The following is a 9,674-nucleotide window of genomic DNA, read 5'->3' as shown; positions in this document are numbered from 1 at the left end:
CCGGCCGGGGTTTTTTTGTTTCAGCGAAGAACGCCTGCGTCAGCCGCGGCGCATCGAATCGTAGAACTCGTTGTTGGTCTTGGTCTGCTGGAGCTTGTCGAGCAGGAATTCCACCGCCTCGAGTTCGCCCATCGGGTGGAGGAATTTCCTCAGGATCCACATCTTCTGCAGTTCCTCGGCATCCGTAAGCAGCTCCTCGCGACGGGTGCCGGAGCGGTTGATATTGATCGCCGGGTAGGTGCGCTTTTCCGCGATGCGCCGGTCGAGGTGGAGCTCCATGTTGCCGGTGCCCTTGAATTCCTCGTAGATCACCTCGTCCATCTTCGAGCCGGTGTCGACCAGCGCGGTCGCGAGGATGGTCAGGCTGCCGCCCTCCTCGACGTTGCGCGCGGCACCGAAGAAGCGCTTGGGGCGGTGCAAGGCGTTGGCATCCACACCACCGGTGAGCACCTTGCCCGAGGACGGCACCACGGTGTTGTAGGCGCGTGCCAGGCGGGTGATCGAATCGAGCAGGATCACCACGTCGCGCTTGTGCTCGACCAGGCGCTTGGCCTTCTCGATCACCATCTCGGCGACCTGCACGTGGCGCGGGGCCGGCTCGTCGAAGGTCGAGGCGACTACCTCGCCGCGCACGGTGCGCTGCATCTCGGTCACTTCCTCGGGCCGCTCGTCGATCAGCAGCACAATCAGATCGCACTCGGGATGGTTGTGAGCAATGCTCTGCGCGATGTTTTGCAGCAGCATCGTCTTGCCGGCCTTCGGGGGCGCGACGATCAGGCCGCGCTGGCCCTTGCCGATCGGCGAGACGATGTCGATGATCCGCGCGGTCAGGTCCTCGGTCGAGCCGTTGCCGCGCTCCATCCGCATGCGTTGCTCGGCGTGCAGCGGCGTGAGATCCCCGAACAGGATCTTGCTCTTGGAGGCCTCGGGCTTCTCGAAGTTGATCTTCTCGATCTTCAAGAGCGCGAAGTAGCGCTCGTTGTCCTTGGGCGGGCGGATCGAGCCGCTAATGGAGTCGCCGGTCTGCAGGTTGAAGCGGCGTATCTGCGAGGGCGAGACGTAGATGTCGGCCGGCCCGGCGAGATAGGAGCCGTCGGAGCTTCGCAGAAAGCCAAAGCCGTCCGAGAGGATTTCCAGCACGCCGTCACCGTGGATCGACTCACCGGTTTTCGCGTGGGCCTTGAGCAGGGCGAAGATGAGCTCCTGCTTGCGGGTCCGGGCGATGTTTTCCAGCCCCATCGACTGGGCCAGATCCATGAGTTCCGGAACGGGCTTGCTCTTGAGTTCGGTTAGATTCATTCGGGAGGATTCGTCGTGGGGACCGCGGCGGGCCACAGATGGAAAATCAACGGGATGTCGAAAGGAGAAATCAAATGCTGAGATCGGTAGGCCACCGAGGTGTGGCCGGACGACAGAAGGGATGTGTCGTCTCAGGGAGTCGCTGAACGCATCCGAGTGACTTGCAGCCGTTGGGTCGTTAAGACCTCAGGGCGGGCAGAGCGGGACGGATGGAGTGCAGCAGTCCCTTGATTGGCGGGGATTCTGGCACAGAACCGACCAGTTGCCAAACAGGGCGGCCCCGCTCGGCGCAGATTGGGTCGGTTCCCGTGTCCCCGGTGGTTACAGGGCCGAGTCGATGAAGTCGGTCAGCTGCGACTTGGATACCGCACCCACCTTGGTGCCCTCGACCTTGCCGCCCTTGAACAGCATCAGGGTCGGAATGCCGCGGATGCCATTTTGGCGCGGGGTTTCCGGGTTCTCGTCGATGTTCACCTTGGCGATCTTGAGCTTGCCGGCATAGTCCTCGGCAACCTCGTCGAGAATCGGCGAGATCATCTTGCAGGGTCCGCACCATTCGGCCCAGAAGTCGACCAGCACGGGCGTGTCGCTGTTGATGACCTGGGCTTCGAAATCCGCGTCGGATACGTAGACGATGTTGTCGCTCACGGCATGACTCCTAAATATCAGTGACTGTTAATGCCTGTCGGGCAATTGTTCATCCCTTGACGCCGCTTTTCAAGCGACTGCGCCTTGCGGTGCTATTCTGCCGCTCGGCAGCTCGCTCGGGCGTGCCGAACATACGGAGTATGGCCCGACCTTCCCGACGACGCAAAAGGAACCCTCCTTCCATGGCCTCTTTGACCGAGCTCCGCTACGTGGTCGCCGTCGCGCGCGAGCGGCATTTCGGCCGTGCCGCGGCGCGCTGTTTCGTCAGCCAGCCCACCCTGAGCGTCGGGGTCAAGCGGCTGGAATCCTCGCTCGAGGTGCAGATATTCGAACGCGCCAGTCGCTCCGAGGTGCAGGTCACCGCCGAGGGCCGCGCGATCATCGAGCAGGCCGAGCGGGTGCTTGCCGAGGTGGAGCGCCTCGAAGATCTGGCCCACACCCGCCGTGATCCGCTCGCCGCTCCCTTGCGCGTGGGACTGATCCACACGGTCGGTCCCTACCTCCTGCCCCGCCTGATCGGCCGGTTGCATCAACTGGCCCCGAGGATGGCGATCGAGATCACCGAGGGGTTGACCGCCGACCTGGCCGAACAGCTCGAGCGCGGCGAAGTGGATGTAGTGGTGTTGTCCCTGCCGTTCGAGGTGCCGGGCGTGGTGGTCGAGCCCGTCTACCGGGAGCCGTTCACCGTGGCGGTGCCGGTCGGTCATCCCCTGGCCGGGCAAGAGGCGATCGAGCCCGACCAACTGGCCGAGCACGATTTGCTGCTGCTCGGCCAGGGGCACTGCTTTCGGGACCAGGTACTGGGCGTCTGCCCGCGCTGCAACGACGGCCGGGCGTTCGGCCGATTGCAGCGCACACTGGAAGGCGGCTCACTGGAAACGATGCGCATGATGGTCGCCAGTGGCGCGGGCATCACCGTGCTGCCCTGCGCCTCGACCTGGGCGCAGGACGAGGGCACGCAGGCGTTGGTGCGCTACCTGCCGTTTGCCAGTGATACGCCCACCCGGGACATTGCGCTGGCCAGCCGCCGGCGTTTTTCGCGGCCGCAGGCCGTGGAGGTGTTGGCGCAGTCGATTCGCGAGACCCTGCCGGCCTGTTGTGAGCCGCTGGGCGGCCAGGTCGATGGCGATGCGGTCAGTCGAGAATGACGACCTCTTCGGCCTGCGGGCCCTTGCGGCCCTGACCGATCTGGTATTCGACCTTTTGGCCTTCGTCGAGGCGCGACGCGCCGCCATCGTTGATGGCGCGGAAGTGGACGAACAGGTCTTCGCCGTTGTCGCGGATGATGAAGCCAAAGCCCTTGTCGATGTTGAACCACTTGACCTTGCCGGCCTCGCGGACCGGTTCGTGCTCAACCGCGACTTCCTTGGGGCGCAGGCTGGATGTGGCGGAACGCGGGGCGAGCCACCCGGCCAGCAGGGAGATGATCAGTATGACGGCCGCCGAGACGAGAAACTGCAGCAGCCGCTGGTCGATGTAGTCGTAGATCTGGCCGATGGCCAATGCGCCGATGAAGGCGAGTCCGAGGGTGACGATAAAGGCGGTAAGTCGAGAGTCCTGCCAGGTTTTCATGGGTGGGATAGGTTCCGTGTTGATTGTGTGTCGTTATTCGAGAGGACGGCCCACCGTGAAACCGTTCCGGCGGGATATAGGCCGGATGTCATCAATCACGCGGGGGCTCGCGGCTGGTATTCTGTCACATTTGCCTCATGCCTGAGGCCCCGAATCGGGTCGGGGCGAGGCGAATCACGGGAGGGGGTCATGTCCGGCAAGCCGTATCAGTGGGTCGACGAGACGGTCGAGGAGATGGGGGCGCGCTTCGGTATTCGCGCCACGGAAAAACTGCTCGACGAGCAGACGCCCTACCAGCACCTCGAGGTCTGGCGCACCCAACATTGGGGTAATTTGATGCGGCTCGACGGGGTCATGATGCTCTCGTCGCTGGAGAACTTCGTCTACCACGAGATGATGTCGCACCCGGCGCTGCAGACCCATGCGGCCCCGCGCCACGTCGTGATCATCGGGGGCGGTGACTGCGGCACGCTGACCGAGGTGCTCAAGCACCGCGAAGTCGAGTCGGTGGTGCAGATCGATATCGACGAGGCAGTCACCCGGGCCGCCGAGCGCTTCTTCCCGGAGCTGACCGCCCACAACGACGACCCGCGCGTGGACCTGCGCTTCGAGGATGGCGTGGCCTGGATGCGTAACGCGCCGACCGCGAGCGTCGACGTGATCATCGTCGATTCGACCGATCCCATCGGTCCGGGCACCGGCCTGTTTGGCCCGGATTTCCTGGCCGACTGCCACCGCGTGTTGCGCGACGACGGCATCATGGTCGGGCAGAGCGAATCACCGTTCTATCACATGCCGTTGATGATCGATTACCACCGCGCGATGCGGGATGCCGGCTTCGCCGAGCGTCGCTCGCTACTGTTCCCGCAGCCGGTCTATCCGGGGGGCTCGATCACCGGCACCCTGGCACGCAAGACCGGCTCGCTCGACGAGATTCGCCCGCTGGCTGCTGATGTCGCCACCCGCTTTTACCGCAGCGAGTTGCACCGCGGTCTGTTGGCCATCCCGCCCTTCATGCAGGAGGCGCTCGGCGACGTCTGATCGCCCCGCCTGATCGGCCCGGGCACTTCGCTCGCCTTGCCCCGTCCACAGGCTGTGCCCCTCGCGCAAGCGGGGCGCGGCCATTGGCTCCATTCGCTCCGAGACCCTGACCTGTTTATGACCGAAACCGACTGGCCTGAATTGATCATCGTCCGGCCCGCCCCGGAAATGCAGTTGAAGTCGGGGCCGACGCGCCGCCGCTTTCGCAACATCCTAGATGAACAACCTGCGCGTGGCCCTCGACGGCGTGCCGCACGAGCTTCGCGTCGACCAGGGGCGGCTGTTGCTGCGCACCCGCGAGATCGAGGTGGCCGCCGAACGACTTGAGCGCGTCTTCGGCGTGGCCTCCTACTCGCCGGTCGAGGCGGTGGTCGAGCCGACCGTGGCGGCGCTGGTCGAGGCGGCGCGAACGCGCTTTGCCGAGATCGTGCGCGGACGGACCTACGCGGTGCGCTGCAAGCGCCATGGCGGCGCGCACCTGTCGACCCGTGAGGTCGAACGCCAGGTGGGCGCGGCACTCAACCCGTTCGGCACGGTCAATCTCGATCGGCCCGAGGTGCGGGTCGAGATCGATCTGGTCGAGGCGGGCGCCTGGGTCTTCACCCGGCGCCAACCCGGGCCGGGCGGGGTGCCGCTGGGGGTGCAGGACCGCGCGGTGACGCTGATGTCCGGCGGCTTCGACTCGGCGGTGGCCGCCTGGTACACCATGCGCCGCGGCGTGGGCAACGACTACGTCTTCTGCAACCTCGGTGGGGCGATCCACGAGAACATGGTGGCGCGCCTCACCCACCGGCTGGCCGGCGACTGGGCCATCGGCGACCGCCCGCGGCTGTTCGTGGTCGATTTCCTGCCGGTGGTCGCCGACATGCGTGAGCGGTTGCCGGGCGAGGTGTGGCAGGTGGTCCTCAAGCGGTTGATGTATCGCGCCGGCGAAGCCATCGCCCACCGCATCGGCGCCCAGGCGCTGGTCACCGGCGAGGCGCTTTCGCAGGTCTCCTCGCAGACCCTGTCAAACCTCAACAGCATCGATTCGGCCAGTGGGCTGCCCGTGCTGCGACCGCTGATCGGCTTCGACAAGAGCGAGATCATGACGCTCGCCCGCCGGATCGGCACCTACCAACTCTCGGAGGGCGTGCCCGAATTCTGCGCCCTGTCGAACAGCAAGCCGCTGGTGGCCAGTCGGCGCGGGCGCATCGAGCGCGAGGAGGCACAGCTCGACAAGACGCTGCTCGAGCAGGCGGAGGCCGAGGCGCGCGAGATTGATCTCGCCGCGTTGACGGTGGAGGATCTGACTGAACCCGATATCCTCGCCGATGTCATCCCGGCCGATGCACAGATCATCGACTGCCAGCCGCCACGGCGTTTTCGTGACTGGCACCTGCCCGGCGCGGTCAATTACCCGCCGGACGAGCTCGCGCGGCGCTTCGAGTCACTGCCGCGGGATCGCCCCTACCTGCTTTACTGCCTGCGCGGGGCGAACGCGCCGCTGCTTGCCGAGCGGATGCAGCGCGCCGGCTTCGATGCCCGCGCGTTTCGTGGTGGCGTGAGTCGCCTGCGCCGGGCCTTCGAGCGCGGTGATCCGGAGGTGGTCGGCGCGGCGTGATGGCGGGGATAACTGCTGGATTTGACAGCGGTTTCCGTTATACTGCCGCGCCCTCGCCGTACCCCATTTCGTGCCGGGGGTGATTAGCCGTGTTGGCGGCAGGAGGTTTCCATGCGTTATCCAGATCGATTCCCGGTGATTGTCATCGGCGGCGGCCATGCCGGCACCGAGGCGGCGCTGGCGTCCGCGCGCATGGGCGTGGAAACCTTGCTTGTCACCCACAACGTCGAGACGCTCGGCCAGATGAGCTGCAATCCCGCCATCGGCGGGATCGGCAAGGGCCACCTGGTCAAGGAAATCGACGCGTTGGGCGGGGCGATGGCGCACGCCGCCGATCTCGGCGGCATCCAGTTCCGCACCCTTAACGCCCGCAAGGGGCCGGCCGTTCGGGCCACCCGTGCCCAGGCCGACCGCGTGCGTTACAAGGCCGCCGTCCGGTACATGCTGGAAAACCAGCCGCACCTGACTATCTTCCAGCAGGCCGTCGACGACCTGATCCTCGATGGCGATCGCGTCACGGGCGTGCGCACCGCCGGCGGCATCGAATTCTTGGGCGAGTCGGTGGTTCTGACCGCGGGTACGTTTCTCGCCGGGCAGATCCACGTCGGGTTGGAGCGTTCCGAAGGCGGTCGTGCCGGCGACCCGCCGGCGAAGAAGCTGGCCGACACCCTGCGCTCGCTCGACCTGGGAGTGGCGCGACTGAAGACCGGCACGCCGCCGCGCCTCGATGGCCGCAGCCTCGATTTCAGCCAGATGCAGGCCCAGCCGGGCGACACGCCCACGCCGGTGTTCTCCTTCATGGGCTCGCCGGAGGAGCACCCGCGCCAGGTCGACTGCTTCATCACGCACACCAACGAGCGCACCCACGAGATCATTCGCGGTGGACTCGATCGCTCGCCGATGTTTACCGGCGAGATCGAGGGCATCGGCCCGCGCTATTGCCCGTCGATCGAGGACAAGATCCACCGCTTCGCCGACAAGAATTCGCACCAGATCTTCGTCGAGCCCGAGGGGTTGGACACGCACGAGGTCTATCCCAACGGCATCTCCACCAGCCTGCCCTTCGATGTGCAGCTGGAACTGGTGCGTTCGATACGCGGCTTCGAGAACGCGCACATCACGCGCCCGGGCTACGCGATCGAGTACGACTTCTTCGATCCGCGCGGCCTCAAGCCCACGCTCGAGACCCGGGCAATCGACGGCCTGTTCTTTGCCGGGCAGATCAACGGCACCACCGGCTACGAGGAGGCCGCCGCGCAGGGGCTGATGGCCGGGGCCAACGCCGCGGCGCGCGTGCTCGATCGTGATCCGCTCACCTTGCGCCGTGACCAGGCCTATCTCGGCGTACTGGTCGACGATCTCACCACGCAGGGCACGCTCGAGCCCTACCGCATGTTCACCAGCCGGGCGGAATACCGCCTGATGCTGCGCGAGGACAATGCCGACCAACGGCTGACCGCGATTGGTCGTGAGCTGGGCCTAGTCGACGAGCGCCGCTGGCGGGCCTTCAACGAGAAGCTGGAGGCGATCGAGGTCGAGCGCGCCCGGCTGGGTGATATCTGGGTCCACCCGGGGCACCCGGCCGCGGACAAGCTCGAGGGGTCGATCTCGCGCAACGTCACCGCGCTCGACCTGCTGCGCCGACCCGAGCTCGATTACTCTGCCATCGCCGCGGTCGACGAACTGGCGCCTGCCTCCATGCCCGCCCCGGCGGTGATCGAGCAACTCGAGATCGAGGCCAAGTACGCCGGCTACATCGACCGGCAACGCGACGAGGTCGCCCGCTCGGTCAAGCAGGAGCAGGAGGCGATCCCCGCCGAGCTCGACTACGCCGAGATCCCGGGGTTGTCCAACGAGGTGCGCGACAAGCTTAGCCAGCAGCGTCCGGCCACGGTTGGCCAGGCCGCGCGCATCCCGGGCGTGACCCCGGCGGCGGTGTCCCTGCTGCTGGTGCACCTCAAGCGCCGCGGCCAGCTGGCCCGCTCGGCCTGATCGCATGCCCGCGGCGCTATCCGACGAGCAACGCCACCGGCTCGAGCACCAGTTGTTCGATGGCGTGCATCGGCTCGGGCTCTCGCTTGAGCCGGACGTGGGGCGGCGCCTGATCGATTATCTCGAGCTGCTCGCCCGCTGGAACCGCGCCTACAACCTCACCGCGGTGCGCGATCCCGAGTCGATGGTCATGCGCCACCTGCTCGATTCCCTGGCGGTGCTCCCCCACCTGCCGGCCTGTCCGCGGCTGCTCGACATTGGCAGTGGTCCGGGCATACCGGGTATGATCTTGGCGGTTTGTCGCCCCGACAGTGAGGTCACCTTGGTCGACTCGAATCTCAAGATGACGCGTTTCGCCATGGCCGCCCAGCGCGAGCTGGGGCTGGGCAACGTCACCGTGCGACGCGAACGCGTCGAGCACCTCGATCCGGCCGATCGGTTTGATTGCGTGATCTCGCGGGCGTTTTCCGCACTGGCCGATTTCGTTCGGCTCGGCGCCCCGCTGCTCGCGGATGGCGGGCGCCTGTATGCCATGAAGGGTCGGCTCGATCCGCAGGAGCTCGACGCCCTGCCGGATGGGTTTGTCGTCACCGCCAGGCACGCACTGGATATTCCCGACCTCGATGCCGAACGCCACCTGTTGGTCGTCGAACGGGCGGGTGCTGCATGAGCTGGGTGCTGGCGATTACCAACCAGAAGGGCGGCGTTGGCAAGACCACCACGGCGGTCAACCTGGCCGCGGCCCTGCAGGCATTTGGTCGGCGCGTGCTGCTGGTCGACATGGACCCGCAGGGCAACGCCACCGTCAGCTCCGGCTACGACAAGCGCTCGATCGAGCGTCACGTCGGCCAAGTGTTGCTCGAGGAAATCGGCGTGGCCGAGGCGATACTGCCGACCGACCCGGGCGGCTTCGACCTGCTGCCCGCGACCATCGACCTGGCCGGCACCGAGTTCCAGCTGGTCACGCGCATCGGTCGCGAAACCAAGTTGCGCCAGGCGCTTGCGCCGCTGGTCGACGACTACGACTTCATCCTGATCGACTGCCCGCCGGCCTTGAACACCCTCACCATCAACAGCCTGGCCGCGGCCGACGATGTGCTGATCCCCGTGCAGTGCGAATACTTCGCCCTCGAAGGACTCTCCGCCCTGCTGGATACGATCGAGCAGGTGCGGGTCGCGCTGAACCCGGATCTCGGCATCGCCGGGGTGCTGCGCACACTGTATGATGCGCGCAACCGCCTCGCCCAGGACGTGAGCGCGCAGTTGCGCCAGCACTTCGGCGACCGTGTCTTCGATGCGCTGGTGCCGCGCAACGTGCGCCTGGCCGAGGCGCCCAGCCACGGGTTGCCGGCCATGTTCTACGACAAGAACTCCAGTGGCGCCGAGGCGCATGCCGACGTGGCCCGCGAACTGGTCAAGCGGGCTCGCAAGCGCGGCAAGCTCTCCAAGCCGGCCGCCCTGCGGCAAGGGGTTCCCGGCCGGGAACGTGGCTGACGAACCGGGACACAGAGGCGTATTT

The 9,674-nt window shown here is 66.3% G+C and carries 8 protein-coding genes and 1 pseudogene; 6 read left to right on the top strand and 3 right to left on the bottom strand.

Translation table 11 applies throughout. The annotated features are described in order from the left end of the window. Positions 1 to 39: 39 nt before the first annotated feature. On the bottom strand, positions 40 to 1,299 hold the full coding sequence (rho, locus tag ABGV18_RS04325; RefSeq protein ID WP_396584966.1) for a transcription termination factor Rho: 1,260 nt from the start codon (positions 1,297 to 1,299) through the stop codon (positions 40 to 42). A gap of 321 nt (positions 1,300 to 1,620) precedes the next feature. Then, a complete protein-coding gene (trxA, locus tag ABGV18_RS04320) occupies positions 1,621 to 1,947 on the bottom strand; it encodes a thioredoxin TrxA (RefSeq protein ID WP_396584965.1) in 327 nt (108 codons plus the stop codon). A gap of 182 nt (positions 1,948 to 2,129) precedes the next feature. Between trxA and ABGV18_RS04315 the strand changes: the two genes are divergently transcribed. Next, a complete protein-coding gene (locus ABGV18_RS04315; protein ID WP_396584964.1) occupies positions 2,130 to 3,095 on the top strand; it encodes a LysR substrate-binding domain-containing protein in 966 nt (321 codons plus the stop codon). Here ABGV18_RS04315 and ABGV18_RS04310 read toward each other — a convergent pair. After that, positions 3,082 to 3,324, bottom strand: coding sequence for a cold shock domain-containing protein (locus ABGV18_RS04310; protein WP_396584968.1), 243 nt, complete (start codon positions 3,322 to 3,324; stop codon positions 3,082 to 3,084). The genes ABGV18_RS04315 and ABGV18_RS04310 overlap by 14 nt on opposite strands. 384 nt (positions 3,325 to 3,708) lie before the next feature. Here ABGV18_RS04310 and speE point away from each other — a divergent pair, with 384 nt between their 5' ends. The 5 genes and pseudogenes from speE to ABGV18_RS04285 all read left to right on the top strand — a co-directional run bounded on the left by speE (position 3,709) and on the right by ABGV18_RS04285 (position 9,649). Continuing rightward, positions 3,709 to 4,560 carry a polyamine aminopropyltransferase gene (speE, locus tag ABGV18_RS04305; RefSeq protein WP_396584963.1) on the top strand — a complete coding sequence of 284 codons (852 nt, stop codon included), beginning with the start codon at positions 3,709 to 3,711 and terminating at the stop codon, positions 4,558 to 4,560. Positions 4,561 to 4,677: 117 nt separating this feature from the next. Further along, positions 4,678 to 6,163, top strand: a pseudogene (locus ABGV18_RS04300) (tRNA sulfurtransferase). A gap of 111 nt (positions 6,164 to 6,274) precedes the next feature. Further along, positions 6,275 to 8,155 carry a tRNA uridine-5-carboxymethylaminomethyl(34) synthesis enzyme MnmG gene (gene mnmG / locus ABGV18_RS04295; protein WP_396580785.1) on the top strand — a complete coding sequence of 627 codons (1,881 nt, stop codon included), beginning with the start codon at positions 6,275 to 6,277 and terminating at the stop codon, positions 8,153 to 8,155. Between the two features lie 4 nt (positions 8,156 to 8,159). Next, complete coding sequence (gene rsmG / locus ABGV18_RS04290; RefSeq protein ID WP_396584962.1) at positions 8,160 to 8,825, top strand: 16S rRNA (guanine(527)-N(7))-methyltransferase RsmG; 666 nt, start codon at positions 8,160 to 8,162, stop codon at positions 8,823 to 8,825. Beyond that, on the top strand, positions 8,822 to 9,649 hold the full coding sequence (locus tag ABGV18_RS04285; RefSeq protein ID WP_396580787.1) for a ParA family protein: 828 nt from the start codon (positions 8,822 to 8,824) through the stop codon (positions 9,647 to 9,649). The genes rsmG and ABGV18_RS04285 overlap by 4 nt, the downstream gene beginning before the upstream one ends. The last annotated feature ends 25 nt before the right edge of the window (positions 9,650 to 9,674 follow it).

Source organism: Guyparkeria halopsychrophila (assembly GCF_044582135.1).
Taxonomy (GTDB): domain Bacteria; phylum Pseudomonadota; class Gammaproteobacteria; order Halothiobacillales; family Halothiobacillaceae; genus Guyparkeria.
This window is presented reverse-complemented; position numbering and strand designations above follow the sequence as displayed.

Excerpts from the sequence above, each read along its gene's own strand:
- rho (WP_396584966.1), bottom strand. The coding sequence starts at position 1,299 with ATGAATCTAACCGAACTCAAGAGCAAGCCCGTTCCGGAACTCATGGAT.
- ABGV18_RS04315 (WP_396584964.1), top strand. The coding sequence starts at position 2,130 with ATGGCCTCTTTGACCGAGCTCCGCTACGTGGTCGCCGTCGCGCGCGAG.
- speE (WP_396584963.1), top strand. The coding sequence starts at position 3,709 with ATGTCCGGCAAGCCGTATCAGTGGGTCGACGAGACGGTCGAGGAGATG.
- mnmG (WP_396580785.1), top strand. The coding sequence starts at position 6,275 with ATGCGTTATCCAGATCGATTCCCGGTGATTGTCATCGGCGGCGGCCAT.
- rsmG (WP_396584962.1), top strand. The coding sequence starts at position 8,160 with ATGCCCGCGGCGCTATCCGACGAGCAACGCCACCGGCTCGAGCACCAG.
- ABGV18_RS04285 (WP_396580787.1), top strand. The coding sequence starts at position 8,822 with ATGAGCTGGGTGCTGGCGATTACCAACCAGAAGGGCGGCGTTGGCAAG.